Source organism: Streptomyces sp. NPDC021080 (assembly GCF_044333225.1).
GTDB lineage: Bacteria > Actinomycetota > Actinomycetes > Streptomycetales > Streptomycetaceae > Streptomyces.
In genome coordinates this window covers 43167-62743 of record NZ_JBIRQM010000019.1, presented here as the reverse complement: position 1 = coordinate 62743, position 19577 = coordinate 43167, and the positions used below count along the sequence as shown (strand labels likewise).

The window sequence follows — 19577 nt, the reverse complement described above, 5'->3', positions numbered from 1 at the left end:
TTCAAAGGCCGCTGTCTGTGGGGTGACCCGGCATGAACCTCGGGCTCAGTGATGAGCAGACCGCCGTCCGGCAGCTCGCCAAGGACTTCGTGCACCGGGAGATCGCCCCGCACGTCGTCGCGTGGGACCGCGCGGAGGACGTCGACCGGTCGATCGTGAAGAAGCTCGGCGAGGTGGGCTTCCTCGGCCTCACCATCGACGAGGAGTACGGCGGCAGCGGCGGCGACCATCTCGCGTACTGCCTGGTCACCGAGGAGCTGGGGCGCGGCGACTCCTCCGTGAGAGGGATCGTCTCCGTCTCGCTCGGGCTCGTCGCCAAGACGATCGCGTCCTGGGGGAGCGAGGAGCACAAGCGGCGCTGGCTGCCGGGGCTGACCGCCGGCGAGTACGTCGGCTGCTTCGGGCTCACCGAGCCGGGCACCGGCTCCGACGCGGGAGCGCTCTCGACCCGCGCCGTGCGCGACGGCGGTGACTACGTCATCAACGGCAGCAAGATGTTCATCACGAACGGCACCTGGGCCGATGTCGTGCTGCTCTTCGCCCGCTCCACCGACGCCCCGGGCCACAAGGGCGTCTCCGCCTTCCTGGTGCCCACCGACACCCCCGGCCTGACCCGCCGCACCATCCACGGCAAGCTCGGGCTGCGCGGCCAGGCCACCGCCGAACTCGTCCTCGAGGACGTACGGGTACCGGCGAGCGCGATGATGGGGCCCGAGGGCAAGGGCTTCGCGGTGGCCATGTCGGCCCTCGCGAAGGGCCGGATGTCGGTGGCCGCGGGCTGCGTCGGCATCGCCCAGGCCGCACTGGACGCGGCGGTGGCGTACGCGACCGAGCGGGAGCAGTTCGGGAAGACGATCGCGCACCACCAGCTCGTCCAGGAGCTGCTGAGCGACATCGCCGTCGACGTGGACGCGGCGCGCCTGCTGACCTGGAGGGTCGCCGACCTCGTCGACCGCGGGCTGCCGTTCGCGACCGAGTCCTCGAAGGCCAAGCTCTTCGCCTCGGAGGCCGCCGTGCGCGCGGCGAACAACGCCCTCCAGGTCTACGGCGGTTACGGCTACATCGACGAGTACCCGGTCGGCAAGCTCCTGCGCGACGCCCGGGTGATGACCCTCTACGAAGGCACCAGTCAGATACAGAAACTCGTCATCGGGCGGGCTCTGACGGGCGTCTCGGCGTTCTGACTCTGAGTACCTCTCTGAGTACGACGACGGATGTGGCGCGGGCCACATCCGTCGATCCTTGCCCCATGACCGAGACACCCGTCAAACAGCAGAGCACGACCGCCTTCTACGGCCAGGCCGTCGCCTCCTTCGCCATCGCCATGGCGGCCACGTCCATCGGCATCTACCAGCTGGACACCGATGCCTGGGTCCGGGCCTTCCTGGCCATCGCGGTCCTGTACCTCGTCACCTCCGCCTTCACCCTGGCCAAGGTGATCAGGGACCGGCAGGAGGCCGGTCAGATAGTGAGCCGGGTCGACCAGGCGCGGCTGGAGAAGCTCCTCGCCGAGCACGACCCTTTCGAGAAGATCTGAGCAGGCGCGCTAAGCGACCGCTCACCTTCGGCGGTATGGTGTAGCTCCTGTCACCGAGAAGGGCGAGTGAGCGATGAGCACGGCGCAGGAGACGCCCGGCGGCGAGATGCAGCCGTGGGCCGAGGTGACCCCGGACGCGGCGCGACGGCTGCTGATCGCCGCGGTGGAGGCCTTCGCCGAGCGCGGGTACCACGCGACGACGACCCGGGACATCGCGGGCCGCGCGGGCATGAGCCCGGCCGCGCTGTACATCCACTACAAGACCAAGGAAGAGCTGCTCCACCGGATCAGCCGGATCGGCCACGACAAGGCGCTGGACATCGTGCGCACCGCGGCGGCGGGCGAGGGCACCCCCGCCGAGCGGCTCTCCGACGCCGTCCGGTCCTTCGTGCGGTGGCACGCGGGCCAGCACACCACCGCGCGCGTGGTGCAGTACGAGCTGGAGGCCCTCGGGCCCGACGCGCGCGCGGAGATCATTGGGCTGCGCCGCCAGGTCGACGCGGAGGTCCGCAGCATTATCCAGGACGGTGTCGCGACGGGCGAGTTCGACGTCCCGGACGTCCCCGGCACCACCGTCGCCGTGCTGTCCCTGTGCATCGACGTGGCCCGCTGGTTCAACGTCGAGGGCCCCCGCACGCCGGACGAGGTCGGGGCGCTCTACGCCGACCTGGTCCGGCGGATGGTGGGCTTCAAGGCGTAGCCCGGGCCCGTTCCGGCCCGGGCCGCGGTGTCAGAGGTAGTAGCGGGAGACCGATTCCGCGACGCACACCGGCTTGTCGCCGCCCTCGCGCTCCACGGTGAAGGCGACGGAGACCTGCACTCCGCCGGGCACGTCGTCCACCGCGGTGATCGTCGCGGTGGCGCGCAGCCGCGAGCCGACCGGCACGGGGGCGGGGAAGCGGACCTTGTTCGTCCCGTAGTTGACGCCCATCTTCACGCCTTCGACGGCGATCAGCTGCGGGCCGAAGAGCGGCAGCAGCGACAGGGTGAGATAGCCGTGCGCGATCGTGGTGCCGAACGGACCCGCCGCGGCCTTCTCGGGGTCGACGTGGATCCACTGGTGGTCGCCGGTGGCCTCCGCGAAGAGGTCGATGCGCTTCTGCTCGATCTCGACCCAGTCCGTGTGTCCAAGCTGCTCGCCCACGGCGCCCCGCAGTTCCTCGACCGTCGCGAACGTCCTCGGCTCTGCCATGTCCCTGGCCTCCCGCATCTCATAGTCTAAGCGACTGCTTAGCATGGTCGCCTCGGAGGCGCATGTCAACGGATCGGACGGGTGGCGCGGTAGGTAGGTTGGAGAGGTGCCCCAGATCCCCGAGGCGGTCCACGAGCTGACCGTCGGACAGTTGTCGGCCCGCAGTGGCGCCGCCGTCTCCGCCCTGCACTTCTACGAGTCCAAGGGTCTCATCAGCAGCCGCCGCACCTCGGGCAACCAGCGCCGCTACCACCGTGACGCGCTGCGCCGTGTCGCCTTCGTGCGGGCCGCCCAGCGCGTCGGCATCCCGCTCGCCACCATCCGCGAGGCGCTCGCCGAACTCCCCGAGGAGCGCACCCCGACGCGCGAGGACTGGGCCCGGCTGTCCGAGGCCTGGCGCTCCGAACTCGACGAGCGCATCAAGCAGCTCGGCCGGCTGCGCGACCACCTCACGGACTGCATCGGCTGCGGCTGCCTCTCCCTGGAGACCTGTGTGCTCTCCAACCCCGACGACGTCCTCGGCGAGCGCCGGGCCGGCTCCCGGCTCATGGTGGAGCGGTCCGGCGCACGGTCGGCGCCGGTACCCGAGGAGCGGAGGCCGGGGACGGCGTGCGAACCCGGGCCGCGCCGGGAACCGGCGCCGGGAGAATGCCGCTGACGCGCCGTCCCCGAGCGCCCCGCCCCTCGACGCCCCGGCCCGTTGTCGCAAGGCGAGCGGGAGTCTCCCGGCCCTCGGCCGAGAGGCACCTCACTCGTACTCGGTGCCGCCCTTGCGGGTCAGATAGGCCGGGCTGACCGCCTTCGCTATGGCCCGTCCGCCCGTCACCGGGCTGTACCGCTCGGCGGAGACGAAGGTCCCCTCCGGCCCGTCGGGCGCGGGAGCCCCGGGACGGATCACCACTCCCTCGCGCAGATGCAGCGCGCGACCGGACACGGTCTCCCGGCCGGAGGCGATCTCCAGGACGCGCTCGACGTCGTACGGACCCTCGTACAGCCTCGGTACGAGCGGGAGTTCGCCCGCCAGCAGTTCCTGCGCGTCCAGCCAGCGGACCTCGCCGTCGATCTCCGCGGACACGTCGAACACGGCGTAGCCGATCGTCTCGCGGCGCCCGTCGGCGCCGTACGTCAGATCCTGCACGCCCGCCCCGTACACCTCGCCGAAGATGCCCACGCGGCGCGCGCCGAGGCGTCGGGCGATCCGGGCGGCGGCCTCCGCGACCCCGTGCCCGTGCACCGCACGCCAGTACAGATTGCGCGGATCCTCCTTCAGCGCCAGGGACTTGGCGCCGAAGCCCTTCGAGGACACGTGGACGCGGTCCTCGTCGGCGACGTAGGTCAGCAGGCAGGCCGAACCGTGCAGCTTCTCCGTCACGACGACGGGCTCGCCCGGCGTGAAGATGTCCGGGTACCGCTGGATGTTCTCGATGTCGACCCAGGGCAGCAGACCGGGCGCCGCCTCGACGTCGCCGCTCATCGTGGGCGGGATCGGCGGCACCCATTTCACGATGCCGAGGAACTCCGCGAAGTCCGTGCCCTCTTCGGCGGCCCGCGCCAGGTCCACGTCCGCCAGCGCCTTCGGGCGGCACACGATGCCCTGCGACAGCTCTCCGCGCAGCCGCACCGCCCTGACCCGGTCCGAAGCGCTGCCCGCCAGCCGCCCCGTCAGCCCCAGCTCCTCGATCAGCGGGACCGGCAGCACGGACTGCTCCGGGATGTAGAGCGCCCACTCGCCGGTGCGGTACGCGCCCTTGGCGACCACGGCGCGGTACAGGCCCACCTGGGCCAGTTCGAGCGCGTCGGCGTTCGGATGTTCGTGGACCGTCAGCACTTCGGCGGTGACGCGCAGCGTCGACATGGGGGGACTCCTCGGGTTGCTCAGCCGGTTTTCATCACCCCCAACTGTCCGGAGGAGAAAGGGCTGGAACCAGTGGATTTCCTGCTGCTAACGTCGCCGCCCCGCGCTGTCCAAGGACACCCGGCCGCGCGGGCGGGCCGCTCGGCCGGGCGGGGTGTTCACGCGGACACGAGCAGCCGGCCGCGCCGGGCGCCGGCCAGTGCCTCCGGGGTCAGGACGGGCCGCGGCACCACGATTCCGCAGCTCGTGCAGACGGGACCCGACGACGGTTCGTGGGCCAGGTCGTACATCCAGACGAGGCGCTCCTGGGTGCACACCGGGCAGACGGCGCCCGGCGTGCGCTCCAGCGCCGCGATCAGCCGGCGCAGCACCTCGGCCAGTGGTTCACGAGGGTGGACACGGGGGTTGTCGCACCAGGCGACACCGAAACCGCCCCAGGTCAGCCGGTGCCAGTCGTCGACACTGCCCGGCCTGCGCAGTCCGTCGTGCTTCTCCTTCTTGCGGCGCTCGGCGAACTCGGCCTCGTAGGCGAGCCAGACGGAGCGGGCCTCCTCCAGCTCCTCCAGTGCGGCCACGAGCCGCGCCGGATCGGGGGAACGGTCCTCGGGGCCGAACCCGGCCCGGGAACACAGATGGTCCCAGGTCGCCCGATGCCCGTAGGGGGCGAACCTCTCCAGGCACTTGCGCAGTGAGTACCGCCGCAGCGCCAGATCACACCTCGGATCTCGCGCCTGTCTCGCCAGACTCCGGAAACCGGCCATCGTCCTGCACCTCCGTCACACCTGCACCTGTACTCCGGTCACTTCGGCGCCGTCCCGTACGGACGTCGTCGAGTAGACGTATCGACAAGCGATTCGGCTCCATCCAATTTTTCGACGACCCCCGTGAGCCACTCGCCGTGTGTCCTCGGCCCGCCTCCCGTCACCGTCGGCCGGCCGTCCGCCGGTCCTCCGGCGTCCCCTCACTCGCTGTGAATCCCAAAAACTGACGCATGTTCATCTTCAAACTCGGGGATACCGGCGGTAACGTCCGGCCACCCCCATCGGTAGGAGCCGACATGCCACCGAGCACCCCACGCACCACCTCGGACAGACTGAGAACTCCCCGCAGATTCCCCAAGTTCCTCAAGGCAGCATCCCTATGCGTGCTCATTGCCGGTCTTTTGTCGCCGCTTTCCCGGGCGGCGGCCGCGGACACCTCGACCGCGGCGGCCGCGAACGACTACTGCGGCGGCCAGTGTTCCGACATCCTGCCGCCCGGTGAGAACGGCAACGCCACCCTCGCCCAGATCCTGCTCAACCAGGCCTTCGGCACCCAGCCCAGCCACGCCGAGGACCAGCTCGGCCTCTACGGCAACCTGGCCTCCGGCTACTCGACCCTCACCGACGCCAAGATCAACGACTTCTTCAACGACTCCTCCTTCGGCGTCGCCTCCGGCCAGGTCGAGTCGACCACCAAGCCCGGCAACCGCACCGACGTCACGATCGTCCGCGACAAGAAGACGGGCGTCCCGCACATCACCGGAACCACCCGTTACGGCACCGAGTACGGCGCCGGATACGCCGCGGCCCAGGACCGGCTGTGGCTGATGGACGTCTTCCGGCACGTCGGACGCGGCCAGCTGACCAGCTTCGCCGGCGGCGCGGCCTCCAACCAGGGCCTGGAGCAGGAGTTCTGGCGCAACGCGCCCTACACCGAGGCTGACCTCCAGGCCCAGATCGACGAGGCGACCAGCAGGGCCGGAGCCCGTGGAGCCCAGGCGCTCACCGACGCCAACGCCTACATCGACGGCATCAACGCCTACATCGACGCCTCCGACAGCGGCCGCTACTTCCCCGGCGAATACGTCCTGACCGGCCACAAGGACTCCATCACCAACGCCGGCACCATCGACCACTTCAAGCTCACCGACCTGGTCGCGCTGGCCTCCGTCATCGGCTCGCTCTTCGGCTCCGGAGGCGGCGGCGAGGTCAACAACGCCCTCTCGCTGCTCGCCGCCCAGAACCAGTACGGAGTGACCGAGGGCACCAAGGTCTGGGAGTCCTTCCGCGAGCGCAACGACCCCGAAGCGGCGCTCACCGTGCACGACGGCCAGAGCTTCCCGTACGCCGCGAAGCCCGACAGCCCACAGGGCGAGGCCCTGCCCGACGCCGGCTCGGTGACCCAGGAACCGCTGGTCTACGACCGCACCGGCAGCGCGGCCACCGCGAGCGCCACCAGCGCCTCCGCCACGGCGGCCAAGACCTCGCTCACCTCCGCCAAGCGCGGCATGTCCAACGCCCTCGTGGTCAGCGGCAAGTACACCGCCAGCGGTCACCCGATCGCCGTCTTCGGCCCGCAGACCGGCTATTTCGCGCCACAGCTGCTCATGCTCCAGGAGATCCAGGGTCCGGGGCTCAGCGCGCGCGGCGCCTCCTTCGCGGGCCTGAGCATGTACGTCGAACTCGGCCGGGGCCAGGACTACTCCTGGAGCGCGACGACCTCCGGCCAGGACATCATCGACACCTACGCCGTCGAGCTGTGCCAGGACGACTACCACTACCTGTACCACGGCACCTGCACGGCGATGGACAAGGTCGAGCGGACCAACTCCTGGAAGCCGACCACGGCGGACGGCACCGCCGCCGGCTCGTACCGGATGCAGGTCTACCGCACCAAGTACGGGCCCGTGGAGTACCGCGCGACGGTGGGCGGCAAGAAGGTCGCGTACACCACCCTGCGCAGCTCCTATCTGCACGAGGCCGACTCGATCATCGGCTTCCAGATGCTCAACGACCCGGACTTCGTGAAGAGCCCGGCGACCTTCCAGAGCGCGGTGCAGAACATCAACTACACGTTCAACTGGTTCTACGCCGACTCGGCGCACACCGCCTACTACAACAGCGGTGACAACCCGGTGCGGGCGAGCGGGGTCGACGCCGAGTTCCCGGTGTGGGCGCAGGCCGCGTACGAGTGGCAGAACTGGGACCCGGCCACCAACACCGCCACCTACACCCCGGCGTCCGCGCACCCCAACTCGGTGGACCAGGACTACTACATCTCCTGGAACAACAAACAGGCCAAGGACTACACCACGGCCTCCTGGGGCGACGGCTCTGTGCACCGCGGCGACCTCCTGGAGGACCGGGTCTCCAAACTGGTCGCGGCGGGCGGAGTCACCAGATCCGCGCTGGTCAAGGCCATGGCCGACGCGTCACTGGCCGATCTGCGGGCCGAGGACGTGCTCCCGGACCTGCTCAAGGTCGTCAACAGCTCTCCGGTCACGGACTCCACGGCCGCCGCGGCGGTGAGCAAGCTGTCGGCCTGGGTGACGGCGGGCGCCAAGCGCAAGGAGACCTCGTCGGGTTCGCACACCTACGCCGACGCCGACGCGATCCGCATCCTGGACGCCTGGTGGCCGCTGCTGGTGAAGGCGGAGTTCCAGCCGGGGCTCGGCAGCGACCTGTACACCGCGTTCGGCAACAACCTACCCATGGACGAAGCACCGTCCGCCGGGCACGGACCGACCGGCTCGCACGCCGGAAGCTCCTTCCAGTTCGGCTGGTGGAGCTATGTCGACAAGGACATCCGGTCGGTGCTCGGGGAGTCCGTGCAGGGCGGTCTGTCGCGGACGTACTGCGGCGCGGGCAGCCTCAGCGCCTGCCGGGACGCCCTGATCGGCTCGCTGAAGGAGGCGGCCGGCAAGAGCGCGTCGACCGTCTACCCCGGCGACGACCAGTGCTCGGCGGGCGACCAGTGGTGCGCCGACTCGATCGTCCAGCGGACGCTCGGCGGCATCAAGCACGGCAAGATCACCTGGCAGAACCGGCCGACCTTCCAGCAGGTCGTCGAGTACACCTCGCACCGATGAGCACCGAGCGGCGCCGCCAAGGCCGCCTCTAGGGGTGTGCGGCGCCGCAGCGGCGGCGGGTCACCTGACGCGGCCCGCCGCCAGCACCACCTGGGCCAGCTCGCGATGACAGATGTCGCTGTGCGCGCCCGCCGGGGCGCCGCCCCGGCACACCACCGAGGCGGCGTCGACGTTCACGCACCCCGAGACCGGCAGCCGGGTGCGCAGGGCCTCGGCGAGCGTGAACGACACCGTCCCCGGCACGGCCTGCACCCCGTCGTGACCCATCGCGCCCCACTGCGCGCCGAGCATGCTCCCGATGCCGAAGTCCGCCACGACGGACCGGTCGTCCCCCGCCATCCGCGAGGCCAGCGGGTAGACCGTGCCGAGCGCCGAGTCGAAGTGGGAGTAGCAGCACACCAGCGGGCCGTCGATCCGGTGGTACTGCCCGTCCAGCACACCGCTCGCGCGCGGATCGTGGGGCAGCCGCGGGGCGAACGCGTAGTGGGAGAAGGCACCTTGGAGGAGCGTCACCGACTTCACCGCGCGCACCCCGGAGGGCAGCCCGCGCAGCGCGAAGGAGACCAGCCGGGCGCCGAAGCTGTGCCCGACCAGATGGACGCGCACGTCCGGTGCCGCCGCCGCGAGCTGACCCACCACCCGCCCGAGCCCGCGCTCACCGACGGTGCCCGCGCGTCTCTTCATGGCGTAGTACGTGGCCTGGCGCAGCAGTTCGAGCGCCCCGTCCCAGAGCCGGGGCAGCGCGAACGCGGGGCCCGCCGTTCCGGCGAGCGCCTGCGCGAACTCGGCGCACACCGTCGCGGTGTCCCCGAAGAGCATCTCGGGATCGCTCTCCGGCACCCCCTCCGCGAGGGTGTCCGCCGCGAACGAGACCCCCGGTCCCTGCGGCCGGACCTCGACGAGCAGCCGTACGAGACGGCCGAACTCCTCCAGCGAGGCTCCCTCGTCCGGCTGCTGGTCGAGCAGCCGGGCGATCTGCTCGACCACGGTGGCCCGGCCGGGGAAGACCTCCAGCAGGGCGTGGCGGGTTTTTCCGTCGAGCGGCGAGGCGCTGTCCCCGGTGACACCGGCGGCCACCGACGGGGGGAAGTCGGGGATCGTCTCGTCGGAGAACCGCATCGAGGGCCAGACCACCCCCACGTAGCCGAGGCGGGCGGTGGGCGCGAGTCCGGGGACGGGTTCGAAGAACTGGCTGAACAGACGGGTGGCCGCCGAACGGTCGGTGTTCCAGCCGTGCGTGAAGACGATCAGGTCGCGGACCTTGTGCCGCGGCACCTGATCGAGCAGCCGGTCGCGTTCGCGGCCGTCCACGTCCCCGTCCGCGTCGAAGGTGAGCTCCCAGTAGGGAGAGACACTCACTGCCGGTTCCGTCATGTCAGGCCCCCTGACCCCGCGGGCGGTGCGATATGGGCGCATCGTCCACCCGGCGGGGAAAGTTGGCCATACATGACGACCTATCCGTCACGCATACATCACTCGTTCGTGCTAAAGGGCCCGGCTCACTTGTAGATGAGGTAATGCGCGCGGACCCTGCGGAAGGCCTCCAGTTCCTCCTGCCAGGCCGCGACGATCTCGTCGGTGCCCGCGCCCGCGTCGGTCATCGTGCGCACCAGCGTCGAGCCCGTCAGCTTGTCGATCCAGTCGTCGGAGCGCCAGGCGAAGCCGCTCCAGACCCGCTTCGCGGTCACCAGGAGGGCGATGCCGGTGCGTACGGGGTCGTACGCCGCCCGGTCGTGCACATGGATCTGGACGCCCCCGACGGTCTTTCCCTGGAACTTGGAGAAGGTGGGAGCGAAGTAGGCCTCTCTGAAGTGCACGCCGGGCAGGCCCAGTTCGCCCGCCGTCGCGGCCCAGCGCCCGTCGAGGCCCTCGGCGCCGAGCAGTTCGAAGGGGCGCGTCGTGCCGCGCCCCTCGGACAGGTTCGTCCCCTCGAAGAGGCAGGTCCCGGAGTACACCAGCGCGGTGTCCGCCGTCGGCATGTTCGGGCTCGGCGGTACCCAGGGCAGTCCCGAGGCGTCGTAGAAGTCCCCGCGCCTCCAGCCCGACATGAGTACCGTGTCCAGTTCCACGGGTGCCGTGAGGAACTCCCCGTTGAAGAGGCGGGCCAGCTCCGCCACCGTCATCCCGTGCGCCTGCGCGATCGGCCGGCGTCCGACGAACGTCGCGAACTCCTGGTGCAGGACCGGTCCTCGGGCCGATCGCCCGGTGACCGGGTTCGGCCGGTCGAGGACCACGAACCGCTTGCCGGCGAGCTGCGCGGCCTCCATGCAGTCGTACAGCGTCCAGATGTACGTGTAGAAGCGCGCCCCCACGTCCTGGATGTCGAAGACGACCGTGTCCACGCCGGACGCGGTGAAGATCGCGGCCAGTTCCCGACCGCTCTTCAGGTACGTGTCGTAGACGGGCAGTCCGGTCGCCGGGTCGTCGTAGCGGCCCTCGGACCCGCCCGCCTGCGCGGTGCCCCGGAAGCCGTGCTCGGGGCCGAAGACGGCGGTCAGGTCCACGCGGGCGTCGGCGTGCATGACGTCGACGACGTGCCGGACGTCGCGGGTGACGCCCGTGGGGTTGGTGACGATCCCGACGCGCTCGCCGCCGAGCCGGGCGTACCCGTCCTGGGCCAGGCGCTCGAAGCCGGTGCGCAGCCGGGTGCCGGAGTGCGCGGCCGGCGCCGCCCCGGCGGGCAGCGGGGTCAGGGTGGCCGCGGCGGCGCCGGCCGTGAGCAGTGACCGTCGGGACATGCGCATGGTGGGACCTCCGTGATCGCGGAAGGCTGGAACAGGCACGCTAAGGGCTCCCGGGGGAAGTTCGAAGGCCGCGGATCCCACCGGCCTGTCGCGGCGCGTCACGGAGGCCGCCCGTACGGCGCGTCACGGAGGCCGCCCGTACGGGCGTCACCCAGGGCGCCCGCACGGCGGCGGGGAGCCCTTCCCTTGCTACATACCGACCGGTTAGTCTGGCGTCGCAGCAGAGCCGTGTCACGTCGCGTCGAAGGAGACCCGTGGTGGAAGCCATGCAGGGTGCGGGAGTCGTCGTCACCGGAGCGGGGGGCGGGATCGGGGCCGCGCTGGCCCGCCGTTTCGCCGCGGAGGGAGCGCGGGTCGTGGTCAACGACCTCGACGCCGGCAAGGCGAAGGCCGTGGCCGACGAGATCGGCGGCATCGCGATCGCCGGCGACGCCTCCCTGATCGTGGCCGAGGCCCGCGACGCCCTCGGCGGCACCGTCGACGTCTACTGCGCGAACGCGGGCGTCGGCTCGGGCGGCTCCGAAGCCGCCGACGAGAGCGTGTGGGCCCTGGCCTGGGACGTCAACGTGATGGCCCACGTACGCGCCGCCCACGCCCTCCTCCCGGACTGGCTGGAGCGCGGCGGCGGCCGGTTCGTCTCGACCGTCTCGGCCGCCGGACTGCTCACGATGATCGGCGCCGCACCGTACAGCGTCACCAAGCACGGCGCGTACGCGTTCGCCGAATGGCTGTCCCTGACGTACCGTCACCGCGGGGTGAAGGTGCACGCGATCTGCCCGCAGGGCGTGCGCACCGACATGCTCCAGGCCACCGGCAGCGCGGGCGACCTGGTGCTCCGGCCCACCGCCATCGAGCCCGACGACGTCGCCGACGCGCTCATGAAGGGCATCGAGGAGGACCGCTTCCTGATCCTGCCGCACCCCGAGGTCGCCGCGTACTACCAGGCGCGGGCCGCCGACCCCGACCGCTGGATGACGAACATGAACCACCTCCAGCAGAAGTGGGAGACCGCCGAGTGACCCGCTACGCCGACCGGCCCTGGGTGGCACTGCTCAGCGAGGCGCAGCGCGGCCCGGTGAACCCCGCCGACACCCTGGTGCACGCCCTCGCCGACGTGGTCGCCCGCACTCCGGACCGCACCGCGCTCGCCTACTTCGACGGGCGGCTGAGCTACCGCGAGCTCGACGAGCTGAGCGACTCCGTGGCCGGGCACCTCGCCGCCCGCGGCCTGGAGCGGGGCGACCGCGTGGCGATCATGCTCCAGAACTCCCCGCACTTCGTGCTCGCCCTGCTCGGGGCGTGGAAGGCCGGCGCGACGGTCGTGCCGGTCAACCCGATGTACAAGTCCGGCGAGGTCCGCCACGTCCTGCACGACGCCGAGGTCGCCGCCCTCGTCTGCTCCGACCGCGCCTTCGACGCGTACCTGCGCGAGAGTGCCGCCGACTCGCCCGTACGGATCGTCCTGACCGCCTGCGAACTCGACCTCCAGACCCGGAACGACCCGCGCGTGCTGGCCTTCGAGCGCCTGCCCCTCGACGAGGCCGCCGACGACCTCCTCGCCGTCGCCCGGCACGGACACAAGGCGCCCGCCGGCCGGGTCCTCGGCCCGTCCGACATCGCGCTGATCAGCTACACCTCGGGCACCAGCGGCACCCCCAAGGGGGCCACCAACACCCACGGCAACATCATGTACAACGCCGAGCGGCAGCGGACCGGCCTCGCGCTGCCCGAGGCGCCGGTGTACTTCGCGCTGGCGCCCCTGTTCCACATCACCGGGATGGTCTGTCAGCTCGCCGCCTGCCTCGACAGCGCGGGCACGCTGGTCCTCGCCTACCGCTTCGAGGCCGGAGTCGTCCTCGACGCCTTCGCCGAACACCGGCCGCTCTACACGGTCGGCCCCTCGACCGCCTTCATGGCGCTGGCCGCCCACCCGGACGTCACGCCGGACCACTTCTCCTCCTTCGTGAACATCTCCTCCGGCGGCGCCCCGCTGCCGCCCGCCCTCGTCGAGCGGTTCCGGGCCGGCTTCGGGCCCTACATCCGCAACGGCTACGGGCTCACCGAGTGCACCGCGCCCTGCGCCTCCGTTCCCCCGGGCCTGGAGGCACCGGTGGACCCGGCCTCCGGGACGCTCGCCGTGGGCGTGCCAGGACCGGAGTCGGTCGTACGCATCGTCGACGACGCGGGCCAGGAGGTCCCCTTCGGGGAGCAGGGCGAGATCCTCGTCAGCGGTCCGCAGGTCGTCCCCGGCTACTGGCGCCGCCCCGAGGCGACCGCGGAGACCTTCCCGGACGGCGAACTGCGTACCGGCGACATCGGCTTCATGGACGAGAACGGCTGGCTCTACGTCGTCGACCGGAAGAAGGACATGATCAACGCGTCCGGCTTCAAGGTCTGGCCGCGCGAGGTCGAGGACGTCCTGCACACCCACCCCGCGGTCCGCGAGGCGGCCGTCGTCGGGGTGCCGGACGGCTACCGCGGCGAGACCGTCATGGCCTACATCAGCCTGCGGCCGGGGGCCACCGAGGACCCCGACGCGCTGGCCGCGTACTGCAAGGAGAGACTGGCCGCCTACAAATATCCGCGGCGGGTGGAGATCCTGCCCGACCTGCCGAAAACGGCGAGTGGGAAGATCCTCCGCCGGGAACTTCGTTCCCGGTCCCAGGACTCCGGGTAGTCTCCAGGACCCCCCGCGGACGACGGACATCGAAGTGAACGCACGAAAGGCAGGTGGCGGCAGTGCCCAGGACGACGGACGGTGACGGCACGCCCGTCCCGCAGCGGCTTCTGGCCGCCGCCACCCGGCTCTTCGCCGAGCAGGGCTACGACCGCACCTCTGTGCAGGAGATCGTCGAGGCGGCGGGTGTCACCAAGGGGGCGCTCTACCACTACTTCGGCTCGAAGGACGACCTCCTGCACGAGGTCTACGCGCGCGTGCTGCGTCTCCAGCAGGAGCGGCTGGACGCGTTCGCCGACGCGGACGCCCCGGTGGAGGAACGGCTGCGGCGCGCGGCGGCCGACGTGGTCGTCACCACCATCGACAACCTCGACGACGCCTCGATCTTCTTCCGGTCGATGCACCACCTCGGCCCCGAGAAGCTCAAGCAGGTGCGCTCCGAGCGGCGCCGCTACCACGAACGCTTCCGCGCCCTGGTCGAGGAGGGCCAGAAGAAGGGCGTCTTCTCCACGGCCACCCCCGCGGACCTGGTCGTCGACTACCACTTCGGTTCGGTCCACCACCTGTCCACGTGGTACCGCCCCGACGGCCCCCTCGCCCCCCAGGAGGTCGCCGACCACCTGGCCGACCTCCTGCTGCGCGCCCTGCGCCCGTAGAGAACCGAGGCACGGACACGGCACTGCGGCCCCACCACCGGTGGGGCCGCAGTGCCGTGACGGCACGTTCCCGGTCAGACGGTCACACGTACTTCTTGATCTCCCGGTGGGCCAGCGAGCGCTGGTGGACCTCGTCGGGACCGTCGGCGAGCTTCAGCGTCCGCGCGGCGGCCCACAGCTCGGCCAGCGGGAAGTCCTGGCTGACGCCGCCCGCGCCGTGCAGCTGGACCGCCTTGTCGAGGATGTCCACGACCGTGCGCGGCGTGGCGATCTTGATGGCCTGGATCTCGGTGTGGGCGCCCTTGTTGCCGACCGTGTCCATCATCCAGGCCGTCTTCAGGACCAGCAGCCGCAGCTGCTCGACGGCGACCCGGGCGTCGGCGATCCAGTTCTGCACGACACCCTGCTGGGCCAGCGGCTTGCCGAACGCCGTACGGGACACCGCCCGCCGGCACATCAGCTCGATGGCCCGCTCGGCCATGCCGATCAGCCGCATGCAGTGGTGGATCCGGCCCGGACCGAGGCGTGCCTGCGCGATGGCGAAACCGCCGCCCTCCTCGCCGACCAGGTTGCTCGCCGGGACCCGGACGCGGTCGAAGACGACCTCCGCGTGCCCGCCGTGCGAGTGGTCCTCGTAGCCGTACACCTGCATGGCGCGCCGGACCTCCAGGCCCGGGGTGTCGCGCGGGACCAGGATCATCGACTGCTGGCGGCGGATGTCGGCGCCGTCCGGGTCCGTCTTGCCCATCACGATGAAGATCTTGCAGTCGGGGTTCATCGCCCCGGAGATGTACCACTTGCGGCCGGTGACGACGTACTCGTCGCCGTCCCGCTCGATCAGCGTGGTGATGTTGGTGGCGTCGGAGGAGGCGACCTCGGGCTCCGTCATCGCGAACGCCGAGCGGATCTCCCCGGCGAGCAGCGGCTCCAGCCACTGCTTGCGCTGGTGCTCGTCGCCGAACTGGGCGAGCACCTCCATGTTCCCGGTGTCCGGGGCGGCGCAGTTCAGCGCGGTGGGCGCCAGGTGCGGGCTGCGGCCGGTGATCTCGGCGAGCGGCGCGTACTGGAGGTTGGTCAGCCCGGCGCCGTACTCGGAGTCCGGCAGGAACAGGTTCCACAGACCCTGCCGGCGGGCCTCGGCCTTCAGCTCGCCGACCACGGCGGGCGTGTCCCACGGCGAGGCCAGCAGGGCGCGCTGCTCCTCCGCGACGGCCTCCGCCGGATAGACGTGCTCGTCCATGAAGGCGAGCAGCCTCTGGCGCAGCTCCTCGGTGCGCGCGTCGAATGCGAAGTCCATGGCGGATCAGCCTTCCTGGAGGGTGGTCAGGCCGTGCTCGATGAAGACGGGGACCAGCTCGCCGATGCGGTCGAAGCCGCCGCCGACCGTCTGGCCCTTGGTGTAGCGGTAGTGGATGCCCTCGAGGATCACGGCGAGCTTGAACCAGGCGAAGGCCGTGTACCAGGAGACCGCGGAGACGTCGCGCCCCGAGCGCGCGGCGTACCGTTCGACGATCTCGCTCGCCGGCGGATGTCCCGCGGCCGAGGCGGTCGTGCTGATGGGGGAGTTCGGCAGCTCCAGGCGCGTGCTGTACATGACGAGCAGCCCGAGGTCGGTGAGCGGGTCGCCGAGCGTGGACATCTCCCAGTCCAGGATCGCCCTGATCCGGTCGTCGGGTCCGATCAGCACGTTGTCGAGCCGGTAGTCGCCGTGCACGACGGTGGGTGCGGGGGAGGCGGGCAGTTCACGGCCCAGGGCGGCGTGCAACTCGTCGATGCCGGCCAGCTCGCGGTTGCGGGAGGCGTCCAACTGCTTGCCCCAGCGGCGCAGCTGCCGGTCGAGGAAGCCCTCGGGGCGGCCGAAGTCGCCGAGGCCGACCTCGGCGGGGTCCACCGCGTGCAGTTCGACCAGGGTGTCCACCAGGCCGAGCACCGCGTCGCGGGTGCGCTGCGGGCCGAGCGGCGCGAGCTGGTCCGCCGTGCGGTACGGGGTGCCCTCCACGAACTCCATGACGTAGAACGGGGCGCCGAGCACCGACTCGTCCTCGCACAGGAGCACGGGGTCCGGGACCGGCACGGCCGTCGGGTGCAGCGCGCTGATCACCCGGTGCTCGCGCTTCATGTCGTGCGCCGTGGCCAGCACGTGGCCGAGCGGGGGCCGCCGTACGACCCAGCGGCCGGTGCCGTCGGTGACCGCGTAGGTGAGGTTCGACCGGCCTCCCTCGATCAGCCGGCCGGTCAGCGGGCCGTTCACGAGTCCGGGCCGCTCACGGTCGAGCAGGCCGCGCAGCCGGTCGAGATCGAGACCTGGCGGGTGGTCCGGGCTCATCATTGCTCCTCAGCACACGGGAACGGGACATGACCATGATGCCGACCAGTCGGTATGTCGTCCAGCGGCTGCGCGAAACGTGATCGGCGTCTCGCCCGGAGAGCGGATTCCCGGAAGCCGCCGTCGACGCTCCGAGGGGCGCGGCAGACTCCCGGGACACGTCCTAGAAGACCAGCGCCGCCGCGAACACGGCCAGCGCGACCGTGCACAGCGCCGCCGCCGCCGCGCGGCGGGGCGCGAGTGCGGCCGGCCCCGCCGGGCCCGCGGCCGCCAGAGCCCGGATGCGGCGGTGGGCGAGGCCGAGGAACGCCAGCCACAGGACGCAGCAGAACGCGAACGCCACGATCCCGGCGGCCGAGTCCCGGTCGTGCAGGAGCGCCTTGGCGGCGAGCACGGCGACGACCGTGCACGAGAGGGTCGTACGGCGCCAGGCCAGCCGTGTGCGCTCCGGCTGGAGGCCCGGATCGCGCTCCTCCCGCAGGGGGGTGGTCATCCCGCCCAGCCGACGAGGACGACGACGACCATCGCGACCGCGACGACCGCGACGACGACGCTCAGCACCGCCGGGAAACGCGACACCGGCAGGTCCTCGCCGCGCCGCATGGCCCGCTCGCAGCGTATCCAGTGGTTGACGGCCCGCAGCGCGCAGAGCACGCCCGACCCCAGCAGCGCCAGGGCGAGCCCCGCCCGCCAGGCCCAGCGCAGGTCCGGCAGGAACTGGTCCACGGCGAAGCCGCCGCCGATGAGTGCGAGCGCGGTGCGCAGCCAGGCCAGGAAGGTCCGCTCGTTCGCCAGGGAGAACCGGTAGTCCGGGGTACTGCCCTCGTACCGGATCTCCTGCGGCGCGAACCACAACCGGACGTTGCGCACGAGTTCGATCACGTCCAGGACCCTACCGGGGAGCCCGGCGCGGGGCCCCTCCGGTGCCGCCCGGAAGCCCGGTGCGGGGCGCCCCGGGGCCCGCCCGGCGGCGTTCGGCCGGGAGGGTCAGTCCATCGCCCGGTAGTCGGTGAGCCGCTCGTAGGCCGCGAGCCCGTCCGGCACCCAGGTCCACTCGCCCAGCCGGCGCTCCACCTCGTCCTCGGTGAGGAAGTCGTGCCAGGCGACCTCCTCCGCCTGCGGGTTCACCGGCAGCTCGCAGCGGACCTCGTACACCGCGGACCACCAGGTCGCGCCGGCCCCGTCGTCGTACAGGAACTTGAACAGGGGAGTCGGGCGGGGGAGCCCGGAGACGCCGAGTTCTTCCTCGGCCTCGCGCAGCGCCGCGTCGTCGTAGGACTCGCCCGCGCCGACGACTCCGCCCACGAACATGTCGTAGAACGAGGGGAACACCAGCTTGGTGGGGGTGCGCCGGTGGACGAACAGCCGGCCCCGGGCGTCGCGCGCCTCGATGAACACGCACCGGTGGCGCAGCCCGCGCGCGTACGCCTCCCCGCGCGGGGACTGCCCGATGATCTCGTCGTTCTCGTCCACGATGTCGAGGATCTCGTCAGCGGCACTCATGGGATCCATCCAAGCAGTTCCCGCCCGTGCGCAGGGGGCGCTCACGGCCGTCCGAGTGGTGCGCCGGGCCGGGCGGGCCGGGGCCCGCTCAGTGCGGCTGGAGGTCCCGCGAGTGTTCCGGTTCCGCCGTGCCCGAGGGCATCGCCGGGTGCATGCCCAGCAGGATGATCCCCGTCACGATGCCCGCGAGCCCCGCGGCCTGCCAGGCCAGCGCGCCGGCGTCGGTGCGCAGCTGGTCCCCGAGGAAGCCCACCCCGCAGGCGATGCCCGCCAGCGGCTGGGCGGCGGTGAGCGCGGGCAGCGACATCCGCAGCGGCGCGGTCTCGAAGGCGCTCTGGACGAGGATCAGCCCGGTCACGCCGAGGACGATCACCGCGTACGGCTGCCAGCCCGTGAGCAGTTCGCCCAGCCCGCCGGAGCCGAACCGCTGGCCGCTGATCCGGGTGAGCGCGTCCTGCAGCCCGTACAGCAGCCCCGCGGCCGTGGCGAGCAGGACGGGTCCGGCGCTCAGCCGGGACCGTTTCGCGAAGGTGGTGAGCAGCAGGGCGAGACCGACCACGATCCCGATGATCAGCCAGTGCCGCAGGGGGTCGTCGATGGCCTCGCCGCCCTGCGGCTGTCCGGCCACGATGAACGCCGAGACACCGCCCGCGAGCAGCAGGAGCCCGGCCCAGCCCTGCCGTCCGAGCGGCTGTTTGGTCTGGTGGCGGGAGAGCGCGAGCGCGAAGAGGAGGTTGGTCGCCAGGAGCGGTTCCACCAGCGAGACCTCGCCGTTGCCGAGTGCGATCGCCCCGAGGACCATGCCGCACACCATGAGCCCGATACCGCCCAGCCAGCGCGGGACCCGGATGAGGTCGAGCAGGATGCGGGGGGAGAGGAAGTCGCTGAGCGGGGCGTGCGAGGCGGCGTTCTGCTGGAGCACGAAGCCGAAGCCGAGGCAGCAGGCGGCGCTCACGGCGAGGACCAGAACCAGTACCGACACGCTGGGTACCTCGATGCGTCAGGAGTCGGGGCGGGCCAGTGGTGCGTATCCCGCCGACTGTAGTGCCATGGTCCGCGCGCCCGCCCCCGGGAACAACCGGAACCAGGCAGTTGACTCGGTCACCTTTCGTGCCGAAGGATTCGGACCGATCAGTAACAAGTGCTGGTCGGCCGCATGGCCGATCATCTCCAATGTCTCACCAACCAGCGACGCCACCGATCGGTTCGTGACAAACGTCATCAGGTCGTCCCCGTG

Annotated in this window: 19 protein-coding genes; 8 read left to right on the top strand and 11 right to left on the bottom strand. The window is 71.4% G+C overall.

The features are described from left to right. The first annotated feature begins 32 nt into the window (after positions 1–32). From ACH4S8_RS36555 to ACH4S8_RS36545, 3 genes are all read left to right on the top strand, one after another. The gene (locus ACH4S8_RS36555) at positions 33–1184 is read left to right on the top strand and encodes an acyl-CoA dehydrogenase family protein (RefSeq protein ID WP_398402010.1); all 1152 of its coding nucleotides are present in this window, start codon (positions 33–35) and stop codon (positions 1182–1184) included. Positions 1185–1249: 65 nt separating this feature from the next. Further along, positions 1250–1537 carry a YiaA/YiaB family inner membrane protein gene (locus ACH4S8_RS36550; RefSeq protein WP_398402008.1) on the top strand — a complete coding sequence of 96 codons (288 nt, stop codon included), beginning with the start codon at positions 1250–1252 and terminating at the stop codon, positions 1535–1537. Between the two features lie 73 nt (positions 1538–1610). Further along, positions 1611–2237: a TetR/AcrR family transcriptional regulator gene (locus ACH4S8_RS36545; RefSeq protein ID WP_398402006.1), complete on the top strand. Its 627-nt coding sequence runs from the start codon at positions 1611–1613 to the stop codon at positions 2235–2237. A gap of 30 nt (positions 2238–2267) precedes the next feature. On the opposite strand, the gene ACH4S8_RS36540 is transcribed toward ACH4S8_RS36545, so the two are convergent. Further along, positions 2268–2729: a MaoC family dehydratase gene (locus ACH4S8_RS36540; RefSeq protein ID WP_398402004.1), complete on the bottom strand. Its 462-nt coding sequence runs from the start codon at positions 2727–2729 to the stop codon at positions 2268–2270. A 106-nt stretch (positions 2730–2835) separates the two neighbouring features. Here ACH4S8_RS36540 and soxR point away from each other — a divergent pair, with 106 nt between their 5' ends. Continuing rightward, positions 2836–3387, top strand: a complete 552-nt coding sequence (soxR, locus tag ACH4S8_RS36535; RefSeq protein ID WP_398402002.1) for a redox-sensitive transcriptional activator SoxR — start codon at positions 2836–2838, stop codon at positions 3385–3387. A gap of 90 nt (positions 3388–3477) precedes the next feature. Here soxR and ACH4S8_RS36530 read toward each other — a convergent pair whose 3' ends face one another. Beyond that, complete coding sequence (locus ACH4S8_RS36530; RefSeq protein WP_398402000.1) at positions 3478–4584, bottom strand: RNA ligase (ATP); 1107 nt, start codon at positions 4582–4584, stop codon at positions 3478–3480. 158 nt (positions 4585–4742) lie between these two features. After that, positions 4743–5345: a hypothetical protein gene (locus tag ACH4S8_RS36525; RefSeq protein ID WP_398401998.1), complete on the bottom strand. Its 603-nt coding sequence runs from the start codon at positions 5343–5345 to the stop codon at positions 4743–4745. A gap of 296 nt (positions 5346–5641) precedes the next feature. Between ACH4S8_RS36525 and ACH4S8_RS36520 the strand changes: the two genes are divergently transcribed. Continuing rightward, positions 5642–8434, top strand: a complete 2793-nt coding sequence (locus ACH4S8_RS36520) for a penicillin acylase family protein (protein ID WP_398401996.1) — start codon at positions 5642–5644, stop codon at positions 8432–8434. A gap of 60 nt (positions 8435–8494) precedes the next feature. Here the strand turns inward: ACH4S8_RS36520 and ACH4S8_RS36515 are convergent, their stop codons facing one another. Together ACH4S8_RS36515 and ACH4S8_RS36510 are read right to left on the bottom strand one after the other, a co-directional pair. Then, complete coding sequence (locus ACH4S8_RS36515; protein WP_398401994.1) at positions 8495–9808, bottom strand: serine-threonine protein kinase; 1314 nt, start codon at positions 9806–9808, stop codon at positions 8495–8497. A gap of 125 nt (positions 9809–9933) precedes the next feature. After that, the gene (locus ACH4S8_RS36510; RefSeq protein ID WP_398401992.1) at positions 9934–11178 is read right to left on the bottom strand and encodes an exo-beta-N-acetylmuramidase NamZ domain-containing protein; all 1245 of its coding nucleotides are present in this window, start codon (positions 11176–11178) and stop codon (positions 9934–9936) included. A gap of 254 nt (positions 11179–11432) precedes the next feature. Between ACH4S8_RS36510 and ACH4S8_RS36505 the strand changes: the two genes are divergently transcribed. From ACH4S8_RS36505 to ACH4S8_RS36495, 3 genes are all read left to right on the top strand, one after another. Next, a complete protein-coding gene (locus ACH4S8_RS36505) occupies positions 11433–12197 on the top strand; it encodes an SDR family oxidoreductase (RefSeq protein WP_398401990.1) in 765 nt (254 codons plus the stop codon). Then, positions 12194–13855 carry a class I adenylate-forming enzyme family protein gene (locus ACH4S8_RS36500; protein WP_398401988.1) on the top strand — a complete coding sequence of 554 codons (1662 nt, stop codon included), beginning with the start codon at positions 12194–12196 and terminating at the stop codon, positions 13853–13855. The genes ACH4S8_RS36505 and ACH4S8_RS36500 overlap by 4 nt, the downstream gene beginning before the upstream one ends. 62 nt (positions 13856–13917) lie before the next feature. Further along, the gene (locus ACH4S8_RS36495; RefSeq protein WP_328454182.1) at positions 13918–14511 is read left to right on the top strand and encodes a TetR/AcrR family transcriptional regulator; all 594 of its coding nucleotides are present in this window, start codon (positions 13918–13920) and stop codon (positions 14509–14511) included. An 82-nt stretch (positions 14512–14593) separates the two neighbouring features. Here the strand turns inward: ACH4S8_RS36495 and ACH4S8_RS36490 are convergent, their stop codons facing one another. From ACH4S8_RS36490 to ACH4S8_RS36465, 6 genes are all read right to left on the bottom strand, one after another. Continuing rightward, positions 14594–15808: an acyl-CoA dehydrogenase family protein gene (locus tag ACH4S8_RS36490; RefSeq protein ID WP_398401985.1), complete on the bottom strand. Its 1215-nt coding sequence runs from the start codon at positions 15806–15808 to the stop codon at positions 14594–14596. A 6-nt stretch (positions 15809–15814) separates the two neighbouring features. After that, the gene (locus ACH4S8_RS36485) at positions 15815–16837 is read right to left on the bottom strand and encodes a phosphotransferase family protein (RefSeq protein ID WP_398402227.1); all 1023 of its coding nucleotides are present in this window, start codon (positions 16835–16837) and stop codon (positions 15815–15817) included. 163 nt (positions 16838–17000) lie between these two features. Further along, complete coding sequence (locus ACH4S8_RS36480) at positions 17001–17330, bottom strand: DUF202 domain-containing protein (protein ID WP_398401983.1); 330 nt, start codon at positions 17328–17330, stop codon at positions 17001–17003. Continuing rightward, complete coding sequence (locus ACH4S8_RS36475) at positions 17327–17719, bottom strand: YidH family protein (protein WP_398401981.1); 393 nt, start codon at positions 17717–17719, stop codon at positions 17327–17329. Before ACH4S8_RS36475 ends, ACH4S8_RS36480 begins: the two co-directional genes overlap by 4 nt. A 105-nt stretch (positions 17720–17824) precedes the next feature. After that, a complete protein-coding gene (locus ACH4S8_RS36470) occupies positions 17825–18340 on the bottom strand; it encodes an NUDIX hydrolase (protein WP_398401979.1) in 516 nt (171 codons plus the stop codon). A gap of 88 nt (positions 18341–18428) precedes the next feature. Beyond that, a complete protein-coding gene (locus tag ACH4S8_RS36465; protein ID WP_398401977.1) occupies positions 18429–19322 on the bottom strand; it encodes a DMT family transporter in 894 nt (297 codons plus the stop codon). Positions 19323–19577: the final 255 nt, after the last annotated feature.